Source organism: Gordonia sp. DT30, from assembly GCF_049844915.1.
Classification (GTDB): Bacteria; Actinomycetota; Actinomycetes; order Mycobacteriales; family Mycobacteriaceae; genus Gordonia.
Map to the genome: position 1 here is coordinate 299,483 of NZ_JBNCLY010000001.1, position 22,749 is coordinate 322,231.

The window sequence follows — 22,749 nt, forward strand, 5'->3', positions numbered from 1 at the left end:
ACGGCTCAGCGACCGCGGCGACGACTCACGTGTCTTCCGAAGGCTGCTCGTAGAGACCGACGATCCTGGTCCGGGCGATGGCATGGGAGAACAGGTTGAAGCCCAGGTAGGCGGGCGTCGCACCGTCGGGCAGACCCAGCGATTCGACGTCGACGGCATGCACGACGATGAAGTAGCGGTGCGGGCCGTGTCCGGGAGGCGGTGCGGCGCCGACATATCGGCGCAGCGACGCGTCGTTGGCGAGCGTGACCGCACCGGCCGGCAGGCCGGAGCCGGTGTCGTCGCCTGCGCCCTCGTCGAGACTTGTCACCGCGGCCGGGATGTCGGCGACCGCCCAGTGCCAGAAGCCCGATGCCGTCGGCGCGTCGGGGTCGTACACGGTGACCGTGAAACTCTTGGTCTCGCTGGGGAATCCGGACCAGCTCAACTGAGGTGACACGTCCTGGCCACCGGCGCCCATCAACCCACTCGCCTGTCGACTCGCCAGCGTCGCACCGTCGTCGACACTGGTGGAGGTCACCTCGAATCCCGGCAGGGCGGGCAACGGTTCGTACGGATCGAAACTCGGCATCAGGTCACCTTTCTCGTGGTCGGCGCGCTTCTCAACCCACTCTAGGCGACCACCGCCGGCCCGCCGGGGCACTGTCCCGGGCCGCCCGGCACGATCAGCTGTGCAGCAGGAAGTGTTCGAGCACCTTGGTACCGAAGACGACGGCGTCGACCGGCACCCGTTCATCGACCCCATGGAACAGTGCCGCGAAATCCAGTTCCCGCGGCAACTGCAGCGGCGCGAACCCGAAGCACCGGATTCCCAGTTTCGCGAAGGCCTTGGCGTCGGTGCCGCCCGACATCATGTACGGCACGGTGCGGGCGCCCGGATCGTGCGCGAGGATCGCAGCGTTCATCGCGTCGACGAGGTCACCGTCGAAACTCGTCTCGTAAGAGTCGAGGTGGGTGATCCACTCCCGTGTCACGTGCGGACCGATGAGCCGGTCGATCTCGGCCTCGAACTCCTTCTGACGCCCCGGCAGAACTCGGCAGTCCACCACCGCCTCCGCCTTCTGTGGGATCACATTGGCCTTGTACCCCGCCCGCAGCATCGTCGGATTGGCCGTGTCGCGCAGCGTCGCCCCGATGATCCGCGCGAGGCTCCCCAATTTGAACAGCGAGGTCTCCAGGTCCGGTGCGTCGGGGCTCAGGTCGAGTCCGGTCTCCTCGGACACCGCCGACAAGAACTGCGTCACCGATTCGCTGATCACCAGCGGAAAGGTGTGCCGGCCGATCCGCGCGACCGCCTCGGCGATCTCGGTGACGGCGTTGTCGGAGTGCAGGAACGATCCGTGGCCTGCGGTGGCGTCGGCAGTCAACCGCATCCACGCCAGACCCTTCTCGGCGGTCTCCACCAGATAGAGACGGCGTTCGCTGCCGTCGGGCCGGTCCACCGTCAGCGAGTAGCCGCCCACCTCCCCGACCGCCTCGGTGATGCCCTCGAACAGGTCCGGTCGATGTTCGACGAGCCAGTGCGATCCCCACGTCCCGCCAGCCTCCTCGTCGGCGAGGAAGGCGAAGACGATGTCGCGTGGCGGCACCGTGCCCTCGCGCTGGAACTGACGCGCCAACGCCAGCGCCATACCGACCATGTCCTTCATGTCGATGGCGCCGCGGCCCCAGATGTAGCCGTCCTTGACGGTCCCGGCAAAGGGATGCACGCTCCAGTCGGCCGGCTCGGCGGGCACCACGTCGAGGTGGCCATGGATCAGCAGCGCGCCGCGGTCGGAATCCGGCGGGCCCGCCAGCCGGGCGAAGACGTTGCCGCGGCCCGGCTGCCCCGACTCCACATATTGCGTGGTGTACCCCACCTCTTCGAGCATCTGGGCCACCCATTTGGCGCATTCCTCCTCGCCGCGGGTGGTCTCGAGTTCGCCGGTGTTGCTGGTGTCGAAACGGATCAGGGTGCTGACGAGGTCGACGACCTCGTCGACGGCGCGCGGGAGCTCAGACTCTTCGGTCACCCCTCACTCCTACGGGATTTGGGATACCGGGGCAACCTCGGTTAGTGTTATCGCCGCCGGTGTGAGAGGTCACCTCCCACACAGACCACAATCGAGTCCGAGTGGCGGAATGGCAGACGCGCTAGCTTGAGGTGCTAGTGCCCTATTAACGGGCGTGGGGGTTCAAGTCCCCCCTCGGACACCACACGACGAAGTCCCCGAGTTCCACTCGGGGACTTTGTCGTTTCCGGCGCGCCGGTTGCGATCAGCGTGGTCGAAAGTGCGGCCGGGCCCGTACAGCCGTCCGAATCGGCGGTGACCAGTTGACGGCCGGCCGGGCAGGGCAGCTCGACGTCGTGCTCGTCATGGACCACGGGATCGAAAGATCCTGTGGCACAGCGGGATATCGACGCAAACGCCGAGCTCCGGTCTCCCCGGGAGCGGATCCAGGAGTCGACGCAGATCCCTGATGAAACACCCGGTCATCGCGTACCGTGATGACCGTCGGCGGCCGTTCACGCGGAGCGGGTCACACGCTCCCGGCAGGACCGACATCCAACGGTTCGTCGCCATCGGAGAAGGAGACGATGTGTATCGCAAGCTGGTTGCGCTGGGTATCTCGACCGATCGCATCTTCACGATCGACACCACGACCGGCCAGGCCGATCAGGTCTATGCCGATACCGGCGCGTCCCCGGACGGACTGCAGATCGCCGGCGGCGTCGCCTATTGGACGACCATGGGCACGCCCATCCAGCACCCCGACAAGGGCGACGGCGAGTCGGCGCTGGACTACAGCACCCCCAACGGTGGCGTCCACGCCATCAACGTCGACGGCACCGGTCGCCGCGACCTGACCGCACCGGGCGACATCACCACCGGCAAGCAGCTGGTGTGCCATGGCGACCGGCTGTACTGGGGAGATCGCGAGGGACACCGGGTCAGCCGGATACGCATTGACGGAAGCGATCGCCAGGACCTCGTGGTCAACGAGCCCGGCATCGAGAACCAGTGTGTCGGGGTGGCCGTCGATGCGGCGGGCGAACAGCTCTACTGGACGCAGAAGGGGCCGGCCAAGGGTGGTGTCGGCAAGATCCTGCGAGCGCCGGTGCAGATCGCGGCCGGCGAGACGCCGCAGACCCGCACCGATATCGAAGTTCTGTGGGCTCACCTGCCCGAGCCCATCGATCTCGAGATCGCCGACGGAACGCTGTACTGGACCGACCGCGGTGCTCCCCCGAACGGCAACACGCTGAACCGGGCTCCGATCCCGGCGCCCGGTGAGCCGGGCGCGACACCGGAGATCCTCGCCGACGGATTCGAGGAGGCCATCGGTCTGGTCGTCGACACCGAAGCGGACACGGTCTATGTCTCCGACCTCGGCGGAAGCGTCTACGCGGTGCCGCTGACGGGAAGCGCCGATCACGGCAAACGCCTGGTGGCCAACCTCGCCACCCACTTGTCCGGCATCGCCGGGATGGTCTGACCCCGAAATCATCCCCACCGAAAGGGTTTACGGCACACGGGCTTTGCGCACACTTTCGATGACATCCAGTCCCGTCCGGTCGCGGTTTTCGGAGCCGGCATCCTTGGCCGACGCATCGCGTTGATGTTCGCGACGCGTGGGGCGAGGTCCGGATCTACGATCCCGATGTGACACAGGCGCAGGCGGCCGTCGCCGACGCGCTCACCGACACCTGGCTCGCTGTCGAGGCGGTTCCCGAGCGGCTGGACATCAAGATTCCACTGTGGGGCGAGATCGACGCGGCCGCACCGCCCGACACGAACTACGCGACCAACTCGTCCTCGTACGCGTCGCGACTGATGGATGAGAACATCCGCGACAAGACCCGCTTCTCACAACATGCACTTTTATGCCGCCGGATGCCAACGCGGTGGATCCCCATCACCCCGCTCCCCCATCGGCCTGGCCGTTCGTCGAACCCACGAGCTGTCCGAGCGGGTGAGGCAATTCGATGCCGTGCTCCTCGAACGCGATCAGAGTCGCCGAACGGAGACGACGTTGGGTCGACCATTGCGCGTTCGGTTTCGTCTTCACCGTCATGCGTAATGTCACGCGGTGCGGTGCGACCTCCTGAACACCGAGCATCTCCGGCGGTCCGAGTACATTGTCGGCGAGTTCTTTGTCGGTCACCTCAGCCTTCGCCGCGTCGAGGGCGACCTCCTGTGCCCGGTCCAGATCGGCACTCAATGCAACCGGCAGATCGAGCCGGGCGACGGCATACTCCTGGCTCATGTTGCCCACGCGGGCGATCTCGCCGTTGCGCACGTACCAGAGGGTGCCGTCGACGTCGCGCAACGTCGTGATGCGCAGTCCCACGCTCTCCACCGTGCCCACGGCCTCGCCGAGGTCGACGGTGTCGCCGACGCCGTACTGGTCCTCGAGGAGCATGAAGATGCCGGTGACGAAGTCACGGACCAGATTCTGCGCACCGAAGCCGATCGCGAGACCGATCACCCCGGCGGAGGCGATGAACGGTGCGATGTTGACCCCGAGGACCGACAGGATCGCGAGCACCACCCACACCAGCACGATGATCGACACGGTGGACTTGAGCACCGAGCCGATGGTCCGCGCTCGCTGGGATCGTCGCTGTGCCACAGCCGTCTTGGCGGCTCCAGAGGTCTTTGCGCCGGTCGGTGCGCGTTCGCGTAGGTGCCGGATCAGGGCCGGGGCGGATCGCTGACCACCCCCGTCGGGGTGGGGGCGGGTCGCTCGGTCGATGAGTCGGTTCGCGACCCACCGCACGATCAGTGCGCCGACGATATAGCAGACGATGCGAATCGGCCGCTCCATCAACCACATCCGGTTCGAATCGGTCCATTCGAAGGCCAGGTGGGCGACACCGGGGTGGGCCGCGCCGAGAATCGAGACGTCCATGCCCCGACGTTACGGAATTGTGCCGATCCGTCGAATGCGCTGGACAGCGGCGTACAGGCGACGATGAACCCCGCGAAAGAGGCACAATGGATGCTCGTGACCCAACGACTGTTCTTCGACTGCGATACCGGGATCGACGACTCGCTCGCATTGCTCTATCTCCTCGCCCGCAGCGACGCCGACATCGTCGGCATCGCCAGCACGGCCGGCAATGTGCCCGCCGATGTGGTCACCGCGAACAACCTGGCATGGCTGGCACTGTGCGGCCGCGAAGACATCCCCGTCCATCAAGGGGCGCCGACTCCGCTGGTCGCCGAGCTGATGACCACCGAAGACACGCACGGCCCGCTGGGTGTCGGTTACGCCGAATTGCCCACGGCCACGCACTCGGCCGCCGACCTCGACGCGGCGGATGCCTGGGTCGCGGCCACCCGGGCATACCCGGGGGAATTGGTCGGACTGGTCACCGGCCCTCTCACCTCGCTGGCCACGGCCATCCGACGCGACCCCGACCTGCCGTTCCGGCTGCGGCGTCTGGTGATCATGGGCGGGGCCTTCCACGTGCACGGCAACACCACACCGACCTCGGAATGGAATGTCGCAGTCGATCCGGAGGCCGCGGCCGAGGTGTTCGCCGCCTTCGGCACCGACGGCGCCCCCGAACCCATCGTGTGTCCGCTGGATCTCACCGAATCCATCGCGCTGACCCCCGACCACACCGTGCGGCTGGCCGCCGCGGCCGGCAGTACACCGCTGGAATGCCCGGATCCGGCCGACGCGCCGGGCGCCCGCTCGGTGGCCCAGAACGTGGTCATCAGGCACGTGATGGATGCACTGCGCTTCTATCTCGAGTTCCACCACGCCCACGACGAGGGATACATCGCCCACCTGCACGACCCGTTCGCGGCGATGGTGGCGCTCGACCCGGCGTGGGCGTCGACCCGGCCGGCACGCGTCGCGGTCGAGTTGTCCGGGACGCTCACGCGCGGCACGACGGTCGCCGACGAACGCGGGATGTGGGGCGGTGCACCCAATGTCCGGATCGCGACCGCCACCGATGTCGACCGCGTCTTCGACGATCTCATCGACACCATCGCCGGTCTCGCACGCTCGGTGGGCGACCGCATGCGAGGGGCGTAACCTGTTGCGGTGACTCACCTCGGCTACCAGATCCCGAACTTCACCTACCCCGACACCGCACCGGCACAGTTGTTTCCGACTATCGCCGCCCAGGCAGTGGAAGCCGAGAACTCCGGTTTCGACACGGTCTTCGTGATGGACCACTTCTATCAGCTCGCGATGCTCGGGGAGCCCGAGGATCCGATGCTCGAGTGCTACTCACTGCTGTCCGCACTCGCCCAGCACACGTCAAAGGTACGTCTGTCGGCGCTGGTCACCGGCAACACCTATCGCAACCCGACGCTGCTCGCCAAGACGATCACCGCGCTCGATCTCGTCTCGCAGGGGCGCGCGCAACTCGGTATCGGGGCCGGCTGGTTCGAACTCGAACACGACTCACTGGGCTACGAATTCGGCACCTTCACCGATCGGTTCGAGAAGCTCGAAGAGGCGTTGCAGATCATCCTGCCCATGTTGCGCGGTGAACGACCGTCGTTGCAGGGCAAGTGGTATCAGGTGTCCGAAGCCGTCAACTCTCCCGCACCGATGAGCCGCATCCCGGTGCTGATCGGCGGTGGCGGGGAACGCAAGACGCTGCGAATGGTCGCCCAATACGCCGACGAGTCGAATCTGATCTGCGGGGTCGACGAGATCGGCCGCAAGCTCGACGCCCTCGCCGAGCACTGTGAACGACTCGGCCGCGATCGCTCCGAGATCACCGTGACCATACAGACGACGGCCTGTGTGGCACCGACGCATGAACAGGCCGTACGCGAATTCGAGGAGTACCTGGCACGCAATCCCCGCGCCCAGGGCACGCGGGACCGCGCCATCATCGGTTCCCCGGCCGAGGTCGCCGACCGTTTCACCGAGCTCTTGGCCACCGGAATCGACGGCTTCACGATCAACGCGCCTGCCAACGGCCACCTCCCGGGCCGGGTCGAGCTGCTGGGCTCGACGGTCGCGCCACTGATTCAGGTGGCCGGCTGACCGGGCTGTGCGACAGGCGGTTTCCCACTCGACCGAACCGCTGACGGCCGGGTGTGCCGTCAGCGCCGGTCGAAGGCCTCGATGATCCGCTGTGCCCCGAGGGCCGGGGTCAGTTCGGCGTCGGCGACCTGCGCTTCGACGGCGGTGCGCTCGGCCCGGACCGCCGCGGACTCCGCCAGCCGGGAGAGCACGGTCTCGCGCGCCATCTCCCACATCCAATCGATTTGCTGTCGATTGCGTCGGGCCTCGAATTCGCCTGCGGCGATGAGGGTTTCGTGGTGCCGCTCGACGGCGGCCCAGTAGTCGTCGACGCCGGCGTTCTCCAGTGCGCTCATCGTCTGGACCGGCGGAACCCACAGTGCGTCATGCGGATAGATCAGTTTGAGGGCGTTTTTGAGTTCGCGGGCGGCTCCGCGGGCCTCGGTGAGGTGTGAGCCGTCGGCCTTGTTGACCATGATCACGTCGGCGAGTTCGAGGACGCCTTTCTTGATGCCCTGCAACGAATCACCGGTGCGGGCCAGAGTCAGGAAAGTGAACGTGTCGACCATGTTCGCGACCGCCACCTCCGATTGCCCGACGCCAACGGTCTCCACCAGGACCACGTCGAAACCGGCCGCCTCGACGAGCACGATCGACTCGCGCGTCGCCTTGGCGACTCCACCGAGGGTGCCCGACGTCGGCGACGGCCGGATATAGGCGCGGTTGTCCGTGGAGAGCCCGCCCATCCGGGTCTTGTCGCCCAGGATCGAACCGCCGGTGCGCGTCGAGGACGGGTCGACAGCAAGTACCGCCACCTTGTGGCCCTGCTCGATCAGGCGCAGGCCGAGCGCCTCGATCGTCGTGGACTTGCCGACCCCGGGCACACCGGTGATCCCGACCCGAAAAGACTTGCCCGCGTGCGGCGTCAGACGCAGCAGCAACTCCTGCGCCGCTACCCGATGGTCGGCTCGCCGGGACTCGACGAGAGTGATCGCACGAGCCAGATCGGCCCGCCGGTCGCCGAGCACGCCCGCTTCGAGGGCGTCGATGTCGACGCGCCGGCCGACCGCCCTGCCGGTGTCTCCCGCGTCGCTCACTCCGATGCGGCTCCGGCGAGTTCGAGGCCGAGTTGGTCGGCGAGTTTGCCGATCAGCTCGACGGCCGAGTCGGCGATCACCGTGCCGGGCGGGAAGATCGCCGCGGCCCCGGCCTCGTAGAGCGCGTCGAAATCGCCGGGCGGGATGACACCGCCCACGACGATCATGATGTCGGGACGCCCGACCTCCGCGAGCGCCGTACGCAACGCGGGCACCAGGGTGAGATGCCCGGCCGCCAACGACGACACCCCGACGACGTGCACGTCGTTGTCGGCCGCCTGCCCGGCGACCTCCTCCGGAGTGGCGAACAGCGGCCCCACGTCGACGTCGAAGCCGAGGTCGGCAAACGCGGTCGCGATCACCTTCTGGCCGCGGTCATGCCCGTCTTGTCCCATCTTGGCGACCAGCACACGCGGACGACGGCCCTCGGCCTCGGCAAACTGCGCCACGATCTCGGTCGCCGCGTCGACCGAGCTCACCTCGCCCACCTCATGCCGATACACCCCGCTGATGGTCTTGATCTCTGCCTGGTGGCGACCATAGACCTTTTCGAGTGCGGTCGAGATCTCGCCGACAGTTGCCTGATGCCGCGCCGCCTCGATGGCCAGCGCCAGCAGGTTGTTCGCCATACCGCCGTCGGTGGTCGCGGCGGCCCGGGTGAGATCGGCGAGCGCAGCCTCGACGGCCACCGGATCACGGCCCGCGCGAAGCCTTTCCAGCTTCTCCAACTGCTCGGCGCGCACCTTGGAGTTCTCGACCTTGAGGACGTCGATGTCCTCGTCGTCGGTGACCCGGTACTTGTTGACGCCGATCAGTGGCTGCTGCCCGGAATCGATGCGGGCCTGCGTGCGTGCGGCGGCCTCCTCGATGCGCAACTTCGGCAGACCCTCGTTGATGGCCTGCGTCATCCCGCCCGTCGCCTCCACCTCGGCGATGTGGGCGCGGGCCTTCTGCGCGAGCTGATGGGTCAGCCACTCGACATAGTTGGACCCGGCCCAGGGATCGATCGGACGAGTGGTCCCCGACTCCTGCGCCAGCAGCAACTGGGTGTTGCGAGCGATCCGCGCGGAGAAGTCGGTCGGCAGCGCGATCGCTTCATCGAGCGCGTTGGTGTGCAGTGACTGGGTGTGTCCCTGCGTCGCGGCCATCGCCTCGACGCAGGTGCGCGCCACGTTGTTGAACACGTCCTGGGCGGTCAGCGACCAGCCCGAGGTCTGCGAATGTGTGCGCAGCGACCGCGATTTGGGGTTCTTGGGATCGAATTGTGCCACCAGTTCGCTCCAGAGCAGACGACCGGCACGCAGCTTGGCGACCTCCATGAAGAAGTTCATCCCGATGCCCCAGAAGAACGAGAGCCGCGGGGCGAAGGCGTCGATACCGAGCCCGGCATCGAGGCCGGCCCGGATGTATTCGACCCCATCGGCGAGCGTGTAGGCCAGCTCGAGATCGGCCGTCGCCCCGGCTTCCTGGATGTGGTAGCCGGAAATGGAGATCGAGTTGAACTTCGGCATCTTCTGGCTGGCGTATTCGAAGATGTTCGAGATGATCCGCATCGACGGTTTGGGCGGATAGATGTAGGTGTTGCGGACCATGAACTCTTTGAGGATGTCGTTCTGGATGGTCCCCGCCAGCTTCTCCGGTGGTACGCCTTGTTCTTCGGCGGCAACGACATACAACGCCAGAATCGGCAAGACGGCACCGTTCATCGTCATCGACACGGACACGGTGCCCAGATCGATGCCGTCGAAGAGTTGACGCATGTCGAGAATCGAGTCGATCGCCACCCCCGCCATGCCGACGTCGCCGGCGACGCGCGGATGATCGGAATCGTAGCCGCGGTGGGTCGCGAGGTCGAAGGCCACCGACAGGCCCTTCTGCCCGGCTGCGAGATTGCGCCGGTAGAAGGCGTTGGATTCGGCGGCCGTGGAGAAGCCGGCGTATTGGCGAATCGTCCACGGCTGGTTGACATACATCGTCGGATACGGGCCACGGATGAACGGCGCCGCGCCGGGCAGCGAGTCCAGCGGATAAGGATGTTCGTCATCGCGGGTGACCGCGTCCCGGTCGGCGCGGGTGTAGACCGGTTTGACGTCGATCTGCTCGGGCGTGGTCCAGGTGACCTGCTCGGCGGTGTAACCATGTGCGCGCGAGAGATTCTCGATCACGTCGGCGCCCGCGTGCGCCGGGGCCTCGGGTACCTCCGGCGCATCGGCAGTGAGCTCGACGTCGGCGAAATTCGGTATGGCGGTGTGCTGTTCGGTGTTGGTCATGCCTGGACTCCCGAGGTGGCGGGCTCGGTGGGTACGAGCCGATCGAACAGGTCGGTCAGGGCGGTGACCGCATCGATTCCGACACGCAGTTCGGCGTCCGGACCGTCATCACCGGCCGGCCACTCCTTCGCCGGTCCGGCGAGGAGTACACGCGTCAGGCCCGCGGCCCGGACCGCGGCGAGCGCTGTCGGCCCCTCGTCGGCGTAGCGCTGCCGGGTCCCGCACAGCACGGCGATCGGCGTGGCGGCAGCGGCGGCCGCGTCGGCGACCCCGGTGGCATCCATCGGCCCCGGATTGACCGCTTCGATGCCGCCGGCGGCGAGCAGATTGGTGACAAAGGTGGTGCGGCCATTGTGCTCGGCCACGCTACCCAAGGGCAGCAACAGGATTCGCGGTCGCGTGCCGGTCGCTGCCAGGTGGGTGTCGGAGCGGTCGCGCAGCGACTCGAAGGCACGGCCGACGCGCGCCAGACGCGGACTCGCGCCGGGCAGACCCGTCATCGATGCGGCGGGTGTGGCGATGGGCTTCTCGTCGAGATTCGGGAACTCGTTGACGCCGGTCACCGACTGTCGACGATGGGCGACTTCGATGTCTCTGGTGGCCAGCGATTCGGCGACGCGATCGGCGATCCATCCCGATTCGAGGGCGCTGTGATATCCACCGCGCCGCTCGAGGTCGCCGAACACCGCCCACGCGTTCGCTGCGAGATCGTCGGTCAGCGATTCGACGAACCAGGAGCCGCCGGCCGGGTCGAGGACGCGGCCGATGTTGGACTCCTCGAGCAGCACCAGCTGGGTGTTGCGCGCCATGCGCCGCGAAAAGCGGGCACCCGAGGTACGGGCATCGGCGGGGAGCGCGGCGTCGAAGCCGAGAACTGTCACCTGATCGGCGCCGCCGACGCCGGCGCCGAATGCGGCGATCGTGCTGCGCAGCATGTTGACCCACGGATCGCGCTGGCTGTACATCGACAGGTCGGTCACCGCGTGCGTCAGCGCGGCACCGACCTCGGGCGCACCGACGACATCGGCCACTCGGGCCCAGATGCGTCGTAAGGCCCGCAGTTTCGCGATGCCGGCGAACTGATCGTCGTCGATCGACACGGCGAAGGAGATCTGCTCGAGGGCCTGTGCCGGGGCGAGACCCGCCTGGGCGAGATCACGAACATGCGCCAGCGCCGCGGCGACCGAGAGCCCCAGTTCGAGACCGTTGTCGGCACCGGCAGTCGCGAAGTCGGTGCCGTCGACCCGGAAGGTGCGTACCGCGCGGCCGTACTCGGCCGCGACGTCGACGGCCAGCGCAGTCGCCGCGTCGGCCGCGACGGTGGCCCGGCCGCTGTAGGCCGCGGTGAGCGGCGAGAGGCCCAGCGAAAGCGTGGTGGCCGCGGTCGGCGGTGCGGTGCTCGTCGCGGGCGTCGCCGCGTCGCGGACCCCGAGCAATGCCCGCGCGGCCTCGATCCCCGCGGCCCCGGCGTCCAGGGTGATCGGCACCAGATCGAGATAGACACCCGAGAGCACGGTCGGGATGTCGTCGACAGTGAGTGCTCCCCCGAGCGTGAGCCACAGCCCGCTGGTGCCGTTGGTCATGGCGTCGAGGACGGCGGAGTTGGTGTCGGCCGGTGCAGTTGGGTCGTCGCCAAGGGCGGTGTCGCCGAACCGCTCGGTGACCCGCCAGCCGGTGAGGACGTCACGCGCCGGGTCGGCGCCGCGTACGTAGGGGAACTGACCGGGAACGCCCGGCTCGGCGGTCTCATCCCGGCGCGTATACAGCGGGCGAATGGCGAGCCCGTCGCGCGTCCGGGTGGACAGCAGCGCTTCGGGAGTGTCGGGCAGCTCATCGACCTCGACGCGCCGCGACTTGGCCAGTACCGCCGCCGCCGCGTGCGACCACGTGTCGTATGCCTCGTCCAGTCCGGACCGGGATGACACCGATCGGGATTGTTCGGGCTGTTCGGATTGCGCGGGCATCGTGCTGAACACACCTCCATCATGCGCTCGGACCGAGAGCGTAGTTGACCTTAGCCGATCGCTCGCTCGGTACGACACAATAGGGCGGACCGGTGACGTAGACCACGCCACATCCTCATCGGCTGACCGGCGCGCGCCTCGTCGAAACCGCCGCATGCGGGCCTTATGTGCTCGATCGCCTACAGTGAACCGGTGCCGAACGACCGCAGCCGACCGGGCGAGTCGACGGCCCCAACCAGGCAGGACCCGGCCAGGCCGGACCGGGTCAGGCGTGAGCCGACCGCCGAGTCCGCCCGTGAGCGTCGGCGCAGCATCCGAAACGCGATCATCGGGCTCGTCGCGGTATGTGCGCTGTTGGCCGCCTCCTATCTGGCCCCGGTCCCGTCGGTGGCCAGCGTGCGGGCGTGGGGTGACAACCTGGGCCCGACCTTTGTCTGGGTGTTCTTCGTGGCCTATGTGGCGTTCACGGTGCTCCCGATTCCGCGCACGATCTTCACGGTGATGGCCGGTATCTTCTTCGGCCCGGTCGTCGGCCTGTTGGGCGCGATGATCGCTGCGACGCTGGCGGCCTACGTGGCGTTCCGGCTGGCGCGCGGGGTCGGCCGCACGCGCATCCAACCGTTCCTCACCCGTCCGGTGATCCGGGCGGTCGAGTACCGTCTGCGGGCACGCGGGTGGCTCGCGGTGGGGTCGCTGCGGCTGATCCCGGTGTGCCCGTTCTGGCTCCTCAACTACTGCTCGGGACTCTCCTCGGTCCGCACCGGCCCCTACCTTCTGGCCACCGTCATGGGCATGGCACCGGGCACCGTGGCCGTGGTGCTGCTCGGGGATGCACTGACCGGCCGGACCAATCCTTGGCTGCTCGTGATGAGCGGATGCTTCTTCGCGATCGGCGTGATCGGTTTGATCCTGGACATGCGGCTACCGGTTCGCAGGGCTCAGGAAGTCTGAGATCCCCCGGCATGTCGCGGGTCGTAACCGGAATTGGGCACGGCCTGCGGGTCGCCCGCTCCGACGGCCTGTGGATCAGGGAAGCCGGGCGCGGCACCGACCGCGTTCGGGACGTCGACGCCCGGAGCCGTATTCGTCCGGACATTCGGCCGCAGGGGGGCCTCGGGTGCCACGGGTTGCCGGGCCACCGCCTCGGCCTCCGCGACCGCGCGGGCAACGTGCGGGTCGGTGGTCATGTCGAACCAGCCCTCGGTCTCGGACTCGTCGACGTCGGGCACCGTGTCATCGGCGGGCTCGTAGCGGAACACGCCATCGTCGCCCTGCGCCCCGAACGACCGCGCGAATCCCTGTAGGGCCGAACCGAAGTCGGTGGGCAGCACCCACACCTTGCTGGCCTCGCCCTTGGCCATCTCCGGGATCTGCTGCAGGTATTGGTAAGCCAGGATCTCGGGGGTTGGCTTGCTCGCCTTCACCGCCGCGAAGGTCTTCTGGATCGCCTTGGCCTCGCCCTGCGCCTTGAGGTAGGTGGCCGCCCGGTCGCCCTGTGCGCGCAGGATGCGGGACTGCCGTTCGGCCTCGGCGCCGAGGATCGCCGCCTGCTTGGCACCCTCGGCCGAGAGGATCTGGCTCTGCTTGGCGCCTTCTGCGGTCTTGATCGCCGATTCGCGCTGTCCCTCCGCGGCGAGGATCGTGGCGCGCTTCTCCCGGTCGGCCTTCATCTGCTTTTCCATCGATTCCTGGATCGACGGCGGCGGCATGATCGATTTCAGTTCGACCCGCGCGACGCGCAGACCCCATCGGCCGGTGGCCTCGTCGAGCACACCGCGCAACTGCCCATTGATCGAGTCACGCGAGGTCAGGGTCTCCTCGAGGGTCATGCCACCGACCACGTTGCGCAGGGTGGTGATCGTCAACTGCTCCACACCGGCGATGTAGTTGTCGATCTCGTAGACCGCCGACCGCGGGTTGGTGACCTGGAAGTAGACGACCGTGTCGATCGAGAGCGTGAGGTTGTCCTCGGTGATGACCGGCTGCGGGGGGAACGAGACCACGCGTTCGCGGATGTCGACACGTGCGCGGATCCGGTCGATGAACGGGACCAGCAGCGTCAGCTGACCGGACACGGTGCGGGTATACCGCCCGAGCCGCTCGATCACCGCGGCCTCCGCCTGTGGGATCAGGGCCACCGATTTCGCGAGGACCACCACCACCAACACGATCAGCAGCACCGCCACTACCAGGCCGACATACTCCACGACTCTCACCCTCTCCATACGACGGCGGTCGCGCCGTCGATCTGCATCACGGTCACTTGTTCGCCTGCCTCGAATCGATCGCCGGGCGTCATCACCCGGGCCGACCACTCCTCGCCGCCGATCTTCACTCGTCCTCCGTGCTCATCGACATGTGCGGTCACGACGGCGTGTTTGCCCTCGAGAGCCTCGGTGTTGGTGAGCAGGGCCGGTCGGCTCAGCAGGTGCCGCTTGGCGACCGGACGGACAAAGGCCAGCAGCAGTACCGCCGCCACGGCGAAGACCACACCGTCCACCCAGATCGGCGGCGAAACAAAGAAGTCCACACCCGCCGCGGCCAGTGCGCCACCACCCAGCATGAGCAGCACCAGATCGCCGCTGACCATCTCGCCGATCAGCAGCACGATCACGGCCACCAGCCAGATCAGCGCACTCATGGGTCCAGTCTGCCAGAGGGCGGGCCGGATTCGTCCGGATCGTCATCGGTGTGTGCAACCGCGGCAATCTCCCGGCGGCGCAGTCGGACTCCGGCCGATCAGTTGTCGCCGCCGGCGGCGGTGACGAAGTCGATGAGTTGTTCCACCGAGCGCAGCAGATCGACCTCGAGATCACGGAATCCGCCCACTCCGGCAAGCACGCGGCGCCAGCCGTCTTGCGGTGTGCCCCAACCTAATCGGGCGCACATTCCCGTCTTCCAATCCTCACCGCGCGGAACCTTCGGCCACGCCCGGATTCCCACCGACGCGGGTTTGACCGCCTCCCAGACGTCGATGTAGGGGTGCCCGCAGATCAAAACGTGCTCGCCCAGCCCCGCGGTGAGTCGTTCTTCTTTGGATCCCGACACGAGGTGATCGACGAGGACGCCGGCGCGCCGGTGCGCCGCCGGCCCGAACTCGGCGAGGACCTCCTCGAGATTGTCGAGGCCGTCGAGGCCGACGACCACCACACCCTCGGCCCGCAGGTCGGCGCCCCACACTCGCTCGATCAGCGTGGCGTCATGGACACCTTCGACAAAGATGCGGCTGGCGCGGGCGGTGCGCGCCCGGGTCTTCGGTGCCACCCGCGAACCAGAGGCGGTGCGTTGGGCGGGGAGGGGCCCGCGTGCACGGGGCCGGACCAGGGTGACCGGCGAACCGTCGATGAGGAAGGCCGCCGGGTGCATCACGAAGACGCGCGTGCGGCCGTTCCGGTCCTCCAGCCGCACCAGATCGCCGGCGTAGCTCTTCTCCAGCCCGACGACGGCGCCGCAGAAGCCACTTGCCGCATCCTCGACCACCAGATCCCGCTCGGCGGCCACCTCCGGGGTGCGGGGCGCGACGCGACGCGGCGCGGCCAGTACATCTCGTCCGTAACGATCGGGTGTCACACCGGCCACTGTAGTGAACTACTGCCACACCGCACGCCTGCCACGCCGCACGCCATCCGGTACACCGCAGGTATTGTGGAGTGCCTATGACCAGTACCGATCATGTCCTCACCCGCGCCTGGCCGACCTGTGCCTTCGGGGCGTGGTCGGCCGCGTGGATCGCCGGACGCTGCTCCCCCGATGACGTTGCCGACACCCTCGCCGACTCGGCCGATCTCCATGTGCTCGACGACCGCTCCGGTACCGACGTATCGTCTGCGCACGGCGTACTCGGGCTGCTCGGCATGCTGCGCGGCGCTCGGCGACTATCGGTCCGACTGCCGTCGGCCGGTGCACCTCACGGACTTCCACCCGATGACGCAACCACCGCCGCGTTCGCCGCCGGCGAGGTCCTGCTGATCGACGACGGTGCGCCGACACCGCTCGCATTGATCCCCGGCGAGCACGACGGCAGCCTTCGCTGGCGCGCCCTGCGCTACGGAACGTCGGTCCCCAGCAGCGCCACAGCCGCCGCCGGTCAGATCGAATTGGAACTACGCCAGGCGATTACGACGACGGCCGATCTCATCACGCGCATCGGGGGCCGGACCGCCACCGCCCCCGCCGACCTGCGCGCAACGCTGCGGGCCCAGACCCACCGGCACCTCGTCGATCTGCCGCCGCATGACGACCAACGCGCGACCCGGATGATCGAGACGGCCGCACAGGTCGAATCGATCGCATCACTGGCTGCCGGCGCCGGAGCCGGCTTCGGGACGACCGCCGATCAGTGGTCGGCCGGGGACTCAGAGTTACGCCGGCTGGTCACGCTGGCCCGGTCCGCGCGGGCCGCCGCCGTCGACCGCGTGATCGGCGAATTCCTGGGCGTCACCTGGTGATGACGATCAGTCGCGCGCCGGACGCCCGGCCGGGACGCAGCAGCGGTCACGGCAGATCCGCCCGTTGTCCCCGCATCCCATCGCCGTGAGATCGCCTGCGCCCCGCAGGTAGTCGTCGACGAGGTCGGCGATGAGCGCGATGAAGCGCTCGTCGGTGCCGACGGTCCCCGCGCGCACGTAGTCCATTCCTAGCCGCCGCGCGGTCTCGGCGGCCTCGTTGTCGAGATCCCAGACCACCTCGAGATGGTCGGAGATGAAGCCGACCGGATATACGATGACCTGCGCAATACCTTGGCCTGCAAGGCTTTCCAGGTGATCGCAGATGTCGGGCTCGAGCCACGGCACCTGCGGTGGACCCGACCGGGACTGCCACACCTGGTCGTAGGAGGCGAAGCCGGCAGCGTGCGCAACCATCTCGGCGGCGCGCGCCACCTGGCGCGAATAGAGGCGCCCGCCGTCGGCGGCAGGTCCAGAATTCACATCGGCCGCCATCGGCACCGAATGTGCGGTACAGACCAAGCGGGGCGGTTCGTCGGCTGTGGGCAGTGCCGCTGCCGCCCGCATGATCGCGTCACGTCCGGCCGCCACCATCGCCGGGTGATCCCAATACTGCGGCAGTTTGCGCAGCAGAACAGGATCCGACGCCGCGGCGGGACGCCGACCGCCCAACTCGGCGACTGCGGCCTCGATGTCCTCGTGGTACTGCCGGCATCCCGAGTAGCCGCCCCACGCCGAGGTCGGGAAGACCAGGATGCGACGGTGACCGGCGTCGTACATCTCGGTCACGGCGTCGGCGACCAGCGGATGCCAGTTGCGGTTACCGAAGTACACCGGCAGCCCGCAATGGCCGCGCGCATCGAGCTCGGTGCGCAACGACGCGATCATGTCGCGGTTGAGCCCGTTGATCGGTGAGACACCACCGAAGTGCAGGTAATGTTCGGCCACCGCCGCGAGCCGGTCGGCCGGCACGCCACGTCCATGGGTGACGTTCTGCAGGAACGGCAGGACGTCGTCGGGTCCGTCCGGTCCGCCGAAGGACAGGAACAGGACGGCGTCGAATCCCCCGTCACCGCCCGACGACGTCACCGGCACATCCTCACTTGATGAAGTCCTCCGGGAACCACGTGTTGTGGCTGGCGCCGCCGTCGACATAGACGATCGAGCCCGTCGTACCGGGCAGATAGTCGGAGAGCAGCGTGCACACACTGGTGCCCACGACACCCGGGTCGTTGACGTCCCAACCGATCGGCGACGCCCCGTTCCAATACTCGTTGAGCATGTTCAGTTTCTTCGCATCATCGGTTGCGGTACCCGAAATAGCCTTGGCGGCAAGGGTTTTGATCGGACCGGCCGCAACGAGATTCGATCGGATGCCCTTGGCGTAACCGACTTCGCGCGCTACGTAGCGGTTGACCGATTCCAGCGCCGCCTTGGCCACGCCCATCCAGTTGTATTCGGGCATGGCGGTGCGCGGATCGAAATCCATACCGACGATCGAACCGCCCTCGTTCATGGCAGGCAGCGCCGCGCGGGCCAGCGAGGCGTAGCTCCACGCCGAGATCTCGAAGGCCTTGGCCACATCCGGGCCCAGCCCGTCGAGGAACGGCACGGCGTCGGGACCCATCAGGGTCTTCGGCGCGAAGGCGATCGAATGTACGACTCCGTCGATGCCCTCGGGTGCGAGCTCGCGCACCTTGCCGGCCAGCGCCGAGAGCGACTCCTCGTCGGTCACGTCGAGCCCGATCGCAGGCGGCACCTCCTGCGGCAGCCGCCTCGCGATGCGGTCGATCAGCCGCAGCCGCTCCGGAATGCCGGTGATGACCACCTTGGCGCCCTGCTCCTGTGCAACCTTGGCGGTGTGGAAGGCGATCGAGGCATCGGTGATGATGCCGGTGATGAGGACGGTTTTACCGTCCAGGATTCCGCTCACGACGAGAACTCCTCTGTGGTCCGGTGGATGGTGATGGGTTCGGTGTGATGATCGGGTACGCGGTTCAGTGCCCCATACCCAGGCCACCGTCGACGTTGATGACGTTGCCGGTGACATAGGCCGAGTCGTCGGAGGCGAGGAAGGACACCACCGCCGCGACCTCCTCGGGCTGCCCCATCCGTTTGGCCGGGATCGCTTGGTCCACGGCGGTCTTGGTGTACTCCTCGGGCAGTGATCGCGTCATGTCGGTGTCGATGAGGCCGGGGGCCACCACGTTGGCGGTGATGTTACGGCCACCGAGCTCGCGGGTGACCGACCGCGCGAGACCGATCACGCCGGCCTTGGAAGATGCGTAGTTGGCCTGGCCGGGCGTGCCCATCAGGCCGACGACCGAGCCCAGGTAGATGAATCGTCCCCAACGCTTGCGCAACATGCCGCGAGTGGCCGCCTTGGTCACGCGGAAAGCGCCGGTGAGATTGGCGTCGATGACGTTCTCGAAGCTCTCCACGCTCATCCGCATGATGAGGGTGTCGTCGTTGGTGCCGGCGTTGGAGACGACCACCTCCACCGGACCCTGATGTTCGGCGACCTCGGCGAAGGCCCGCTCGACCGACTCGGTATCGGTCACGTCGCACACCACCCCGAACAGCCCCTCGGGCATCCCGGAGCCGCGATGGGTCACCGCGACCTTGTGTCCGTCGGCGAGCAATCGCCGGGCGACGGCCAGACCGATCCCCCGATTGCCGCCGGTGACCAGTACCGATCGTGAGACGCGAGCCGCGTCGGACGTTTCGTTGCTATCAGCCATGGGCCATAACCTATCCGTTCGCTCGATGACGCTCGATGTCAGGTGGACGTGAAGCCCGGGTGGGCGTGTTCACCCTCAGATGGACCTCAGATGAACGTATTCACTATGGGAGGCGCTGATTGATCACCAGCGAACCGATCACCGCGGCGATCGCCAGCACGGTTCCGGTGATGATCCACGGCCGCGAGGCATCACCCCGGCGAGTCTCGTAACCGATTTCCTTCTGCAGCGTCGCGTATACCTTGTTCAGTTCGTCGAGACTGGAGGCGGTGAAGAACGTACCGCCCGACAGGTTGGCGATCTGATGTAGCGAGTCGTCGTCGACGGGCACCGGCACACGATCTCCGTCGAGGTCGACCGTGCCGGTCGCGGTACCGAACGAAATGGTGGAGACCGGGATGTTCTCCTCCTTGGCCTTGCGCGCCGCGGTGAAACTGCCGCGTGGATCCTCGGGATCGTCTGGCACCGTCTGTTTGCCGTCGGAGAGCAGCACGATACGCGACGGCGGGGCGCCCGCGGCACCACCGAGTACGGCATTGAGCGTCTGGATCTGCTGGATGGCCGCAAAGATTCCCTCGCCCGTTGCGGTCTTGTCGGCGAGCTGGAGTTTGTCGACGGCGGTCTTGGTGGCGTTGTGGTCGGGAGTCGGTGTGACGAGATTCGACGCGGTGCCGGCAAAGGAGATCAGACCGAGGTTGATGCCATCGGTGAGATCGTCGGCGAACTTCTTGGCGGCCGCCTGGGCCGCCTTGAGCCGGGTGGGCGCGACATCGGTCGACTCCATCGAGCGCGACACGTCGATGACCAGGATGACCGTGGCCTTGTTGCGGGGCACCTTGCGGTCGGCCTGCGGCCCGGCCGCCGCGACGACCAGCAGCAACAGGGCGACGATGAGGAGGGCGATCGGTGCGTGTCGTACCCAGCGGGTCCGCCGGCCCTCGGTGGGGATGACCCGGTCGAGAACCTCGAGATTGGCGAATTGCAGGGTGCGCTTGCGCCGGTTGCGCAGTACGTAGACGTAGCAGACCGCCAGGACCGCCACGAGCAGGACGAGCAGAAGCCACCACGGGTTGGAGAACACCCGCTCACCCGACCCCGGCCACAAGGCCTCGACGACGCTGCCCGACGAACTTCACGACGTCGGTGAGCCAGTCCCGGTCGGTGCGCAGCGACAGCACCGGGCCACCACAACTACGGATCGTCCGCCGCACTTGGGTCGCGTGGGCGTTCGCGGCGACGGCGAAGTCGTGCCGCAGCCCTTCGGTGATCGTCACCTCACGCACGTCACCGGACTCGGCGTCGGCCAACCGGACCTCCCCGACGGGCGGTAGTTCGACATCGCGGGGATCGAGCACCTCGACCGCAAGCAGTTCGTGATGTGCGGCGATCGCCCGCAATGACCGCTCCCAGTTGATCGGACCGAGGAAGTCGCTGATCACCACAGCCAGCCCACGACGCCGCTGTGGTCGGCGCAAGGCCTCGATTCCGGCGTCGAGGTCACCACGCACGCCCGGTGCGCTGCGTGTGGTGGTCGCGATGGTCTTGAGCACGTGCTGTGCGTGTACGCGTCCGGCGCGTGCCGGGATGCGGACCACCTGGTCTCCGGTCACCACGATCGCACCGTGCCGGTTGCCGCCGCCGGCGGTCAGATGCACGATCGCGGCCGCCGCGGCGACGGCGAGATCTCGTTTGGTGCAGTTGACGGTGCCGAAATCCAGGCTGGCCGACGCGTCGACGACCAGCCACGTCTCGAGCTCACGGTCGGCGATCATCTGCCGTACGTGCGGCTGGGTGGTACGGGCGGTCACCGACCATTCCATCCGCCGGATGTCGTCGCCGGGCTGGTAGGGCCGGGCCTCCCCCGGCTCGGATCCCGGACCGGGGATGAGGCCGAGATGTTCGCCCTGCAGGACACCCTCGAGCTTGCGCCGCACGGTGAGCTCGAGCATCTTCAGCGCCGCCGTCAGCGCGGGCTCCTCGAGCAATCCCGTTCCGAGCGACGGCAGATCGCTATTGGCCGCCATATTGCGCGGTCGTCTGGTTCGGTGCGGGCTGGACCGCCTGCTGGGCGGGCGCCTGCGAATTCACCGACTGCTGGTTCGCGCCCGGCGGCGCCGTCGGGTGGTTCGGGTACTCGGCGACGGGCTGCTGTCGGCCGGGCCCCTGGAACGGTGCGGCCACCGGCTGCGCGCCGACCTGCGGCAGTCCGACCGTCTGCAGGATCCGGGTGATGACGGTGTCGGCGGTGACCTCGTCGGCGAGCGCGTCATAACTGAGCACCAGACGATGACGCAGGACGTCGGGAATGATCTCCACGATGTCCTGTGGGACCACGTAGTCCCGGCCCCGGACCAGTGCAAGTGCCCGCGCCGCCGCGACGATGCCCAGGGTGGCACGCGGAGAGGCACCGTAGGACAACCAGCTCGCGGCATCGGTCAGACCGAGCTCGGCCGGGCGGCGCGTCGCGTTGATGACCCGCACCACATAGTCGACGAGAGCGTGGTGGACGAAGACGTTCGCGGCAGCGCGTTGCAGCCGGACTGTTGATTCCGGGTCGAGAATCTGCGACGCCTCCGGCGCGACATTGCCCATGCGGTAGACGATCTCGCGTTCCTCCTCGACCGTGGGGTAGTCCACGAGCACCTTGAACAGGAACCGGTCGCGCTGCGCCTCGGGCAGTGGGTAGACACCCTCGTTCTCGATCGGGTTCTGGGTCGCCATCACCAGGAATGGATCGGGCATCGGGTAGGTGGTGCCGCCGATCGAGACGTGACGTTCGGCCATCACCTCGAGCAGGGCCGACTGGACCTTTGCGGGCGCGCGATTGATCTCGTCGGCGAGCAGGAAGTTGGCGACGACCGGACCGAGCTCGGTATCGAATTCCTCGCGGCCCTGCCGGTAGATGCGCGTACCGATGAGGTCGGTGGGCACGAGGTCCGGGGTGAACTGCACGCGCGAGAAGCTGCCGCCGACCACCTTGGCAAAGGTCTCGACGGCCAAGGTCTTGGCCACCCCTGGGACGCCCTCGAGCAGGATGTGTCCGCGGGCCAGCAGCCCGACGAGGATGCGCTCGACGAGCTGATCCTGTCCGACGATGACTCGCTTGACCTCGTAAATCGCGCGTTCCACGAGCTTGACGTCGGCGTCACTCAATTCGATAGCCGCCGCGCCGTCCCCCTGCGCCGACGGCTCGACTGTGGGATGTGAGGTCAACCCTTGCTCCTGTCGTTGCTGATCGGGCGACAGACATG

General features: G+C 67.6%; 20 protein-coding genes, 1 tRNA gene and 1 pseudogene. 7 read left to right on the forward strand and 15 right to left on the reverse strand.

Translation table 11 applies throughout. From position 1 onward, the window contains the following. Positions 1–25: 25 nt before the first annotated feature. Together ACLQ3C_RS01415 and ACLQ3C_RS01420 are read right to left on the reverse strand one after the other, a co-directional pair. Positions 26–571, reverse strand: a complete 546-nt coding sequence (locus tag ACLQ3C_RS01415) for a YbhB/YbcL family Raf kinase inhibitor-like protein (protein WP_425702725.1) — start codon at positions 569–571, stop codon at positions 26–28. 94 nt (positions 572–665) lie between these two features. After that, complete coding sequence (locus tag ACLQ3C_RS01420) at positions 666–2,012, reverse strand: M20/M25/M40 family metallo-hydrolase (protein ID WP_425702727.1); 1,347 nt, start codon at positions 2,010–2,012, stop codon at positions 666–668. Between the two features lie 95 nt (positions 2,013–2,107). On the opposite strand from ACLQ3C_RS01420, the gene ACLQ3C_RS01425 reads away from it, so the two are divergent. From ACLQ3C_RS01425 to ACLQ3C_RS01435, 3 genes and pseudogenes are all read left to right on the forward strand, one after another. Further along, a tRNA-Leu gene (locus ACLQ3C_RS01425) sits at positions 2,108–2,196 on the forward strand. Positions 2,197–2,580: 384 nt separating this feature from the next. Then, the gene (locus ACLQ3C_RS01430; protein WP_425702728.1) at positions 2,581–3,477 is read left to right on the forward strand and encodes a hypothetical protein; all 897 of its coding nucleotides are present in this window, start codon (positions 2,581–2,583) and stop codon (positions 3,475–3,477) included. A gap of 167 nt (positions 3,478–3,644) precedes the next feature. Further along, a pseudogene (locus tag ACLQ3C_RS01435) lies at positions 3,645–3,788 on the forward strand (3-hydroxyacyl-CoA dehydrogenase NAD-binding domain-containing protein); the annotation flags it as partial. Positions 3,789–3,897: 109 nt separating this feature from the next. Here ACLQ3C_RS01435 and ACLQ3C_RS01440 read toward each other — a convergent pair. Next, a complete protein-coding gene (locus ACLQ3C_RS01440) occupies positions 3,898–4,893 on the reverse strand; it encodes a mechanosensitive ion channel family protein (protein WP_425702730.1) in 996 nt (331 codons plus the stop codon). A 96-nt stretch (positions 4,894–4,989) separates the two neighbouring features. Here ACLQ3C_RS01440 and ACLQ3C_RS01445 point away from each other — a divergent pair, with 96 nt between their 5' ends. Together ACLQ3C_RS01445 and ACLQ3C_RS01450 are read left to right on the forward strand one after the other, a co-directional pair. Then, complete coding sequence (locus ACLQ3C_RS01445; protein WP_425702731.1) at positions 4,990–6,033, forward strand: nucleoside hydrolase; 1,044 nt, start codon at positions 4,990–4,992, stop codon at positions 6,031–6,033. A gap of 9 nt (positions 6,034–6,042) precedes the next feature. After that, entirely contained in the window at positions 6,043–7,002 is a 960-nt protein-coding gene (locus ACLQ3C_RS01450) for an LLM class F420-dependent oxidoreductase (protein WP_425702733.1), read from the forward strand. Between the two features lie 59 nt (positions 7,003–7,061). Here the strand turns inward: ACLQ3C_RS01450 and meaB are convergent, their stop codons facing one another. Genes meaB through ACLQ3C_RS01465 form a run of 3 tightly spaced genes read right to left on the reverse strand, consistent with a single transcriptional unit; the run spans position 7,062 to position 12,312 of the window. Next, the gene (gene meaB, locus ACLQ3C_RS01455; protein ID WP_425702735.1) at positions 7,062–8,078 is read right to left on the reverse strand and encodes a methylmalonyl Co-A mutase-associated GTPase MeaB; all 1,017 of its coding nucleotides are present in this window, start codon (positions 8,076–8,078) and stop codon (positions 7,062–7,064) included. Next, complete coding sequence (scpA, locus tag ACLQ3C_RS01460; RefSeq protein WP_425702737.1) at positions 8,075–10,348, reverse strand: methylmalonyl-CoA mutase; 2,274 nt, start codon at positions 10,346–10,348, stop codon at positions 8,075–8,077. The genes meaB and scpA overlap by 4 nt, the downstream gene beginning before the upstream one ends. Beyond that, the gene (locus ACLQ3C_RS01465) at positions 10,345–12,312 is read right to left on the reverse strand and encodes a methylmalonyl-CoA mutase family protein (protein ID WP_425702738.1); all 1,968 of its coding nucleotides are present in this window, start codon (positions 12,310–12,312) and stop codon (positions 10,345–10,347) included. The genes scpA and ACLQ3C_RS01465 overlap by 4 nt, the downstream gene beginning before the upstream one ends. A gap of 192 nt (positions 12,313–12,504) precedes the next feature. Here ACLQ3C_RS01465 and ACLQ3C_RS01470 point away from each other — a divergent pair, with 192 nt between their 5' ends. After that, a complete protein-coding gene (locus ACLQ3C_RS01470; RefSeq protein ID WP_425702740.1) occupies positions 12,505–13,263 on the forward strand; it encodes a TVP38/TMEM64 family protein in 759 nt (252 codons plus the stop codon). On the opposite strand, the gene ACLQ3C_RS01475 is transcribed toward ACLQ3C_RS01470, so the two are convergent. From ACLQ3C_RS01475 to ACLQ3C_RS01485, 3 genes are all read right to left on the reverse strand, one after another. Beyond that, positions 13,251–14,537, reverse strand: coding sequence for an SPFH domain-containing protein (locus ACLQ3C_RS01475; protein WP_425702741.1), 1,287 nt, complete (start codon positions 14,535–14,537; stop codon positions 13,251–13,253). The two genes, ACLQ3C_RS01470 and ACLQ3C_RS01475, sit on opposite strands and share 13 nt — an antisense overlap. Beyond that, positions 14,525–14,953, reverse strand: a complete 429-nt coding sequence (locus ACLQ3C_RS01480; protein ID WP_425702743.1) for an NfeD family protein — start codon at positions 14,951–14,953, stop codon at positions 14,525–14,527. Before ACLQ3C_RS01480 ends, ACLQ3C_RS01475 begins: the two co-directional genes overlap by 13 nt. A 98-nt stretch (positions 14,954–15,051) precedes the next feature. Next, positions 15,052–15,891, reverse strand: coding sequence for a DUF3097 domain-containing protein (locus ACLQ3C_RS01485; protein ID WP_425702744.1), 840 nt, complete (start codon positions 15,889–15,891; stop codon positions 15,052–15,054). A gap of 77 nt (positions 15,892–15,968) precedes the next feature. On the opposite strand from ACLQ3C_RS01485, the gene ACLQ3C_RS01490 reads away from it, so the two are divergent. Then, on the forward strand, positions 15,969–16,760 hold the full coding sequence (locus tag ACLQ3C_RS01490) for a hypothetical protein (protein ID WP_425702745.1): 792 nt from the start codon (positions 15,969–15,971) through the stop codon (positions 16,758–16,760). 6 nt (positions 16,761–16,766) lie between these two features. On the opposite strand, the gene ACLQ3C_RS01495 is transcribed toward ACLQ3C_RS01490, so the two are convergent. From ACLQ3C_RS01495 to ACLQ3C_RS01520, 6 genes are all read right to left on the reverse strand, one after another. Then, on the reverse strand, positions 16,767–17,852 hold the full coding sequence (locus ACLQ3C_RS01495) for a ferrochelatase (protein WP_425702747.1): 1,086 nt from the start codon (positions 17,850–17,852) through the stop codon (positions 16,767–16,769). 4 nt (positions 17,853–17,856) lie between these two features. After that, on the reverse strand, positions 17,857–18,690 hold the full coding sequence (gene inhA, locus ACLQ3C_RS01500; RefSeq protein ID WP_425702749.1) for an NADH-dependent enoyl-ACP reductase InhA: 834 nt from the start codon (positions 18,688–18,690) through the stop codon (positions 17,857–17,859). A gap of 64 nt (positions 18,691–18,754) precedes the next feature. Then, complete coding sequence (fabG1, locus tag ACLQ3C_RS01505) at positions 18,755–19,498, reverse strand: 3-oxoacyl-ACP reductase FabG1 (RefSeq protein ID WP_425702751.1); 744 nt, start codon at positions 19,496–19,498, stop codon at positions 18,755–18,757. Between the two features lie 103 nt (positions 19,499–19,601). Then, positions 19,602–20,579 (reverse strand): VWA domain-containing protein, encoded by a 978-nt coding sequence (locus ACLQ3C_RS01510; RefSeq protein WP_425702752.1) that lies wholly within the window; start codon positions 20,577–20,579, stop codon positions 19,602–19,604. Between the two features lie 4 nt (positions 20,580–20,583). Beyond that, positions 20,584–21,522, reverse strand: coding sequence for a DUF58 domain-containing protein (locus ACLQ3C_RS01515; RefSeq protein ID WP_425702754.1), 939 nt, complete (start codon positions 21,520–21,522; stop codon positions 20,584–20,586). Continuing rightward, the gene (locus ACLQ3C_RS01520; RefSeq protein ID WP_425702756.1) at positions 21,509–22,711 is read right to left on the reverse strand and encodes an AAA family ATPase; all 1,203 of its coding nucleotides are present in this window, start codon (positions 22,709–22,711) and stop codon (positions 21,509–21,511) included. Before ACLQ3C_RS01520 ends, ACLQ3C_RS01515 begins: the two co-directional genes overlap by 14 nt. Between the last annotated feature and the right edge of the window lie 38 nt (positions 22,712–22,749).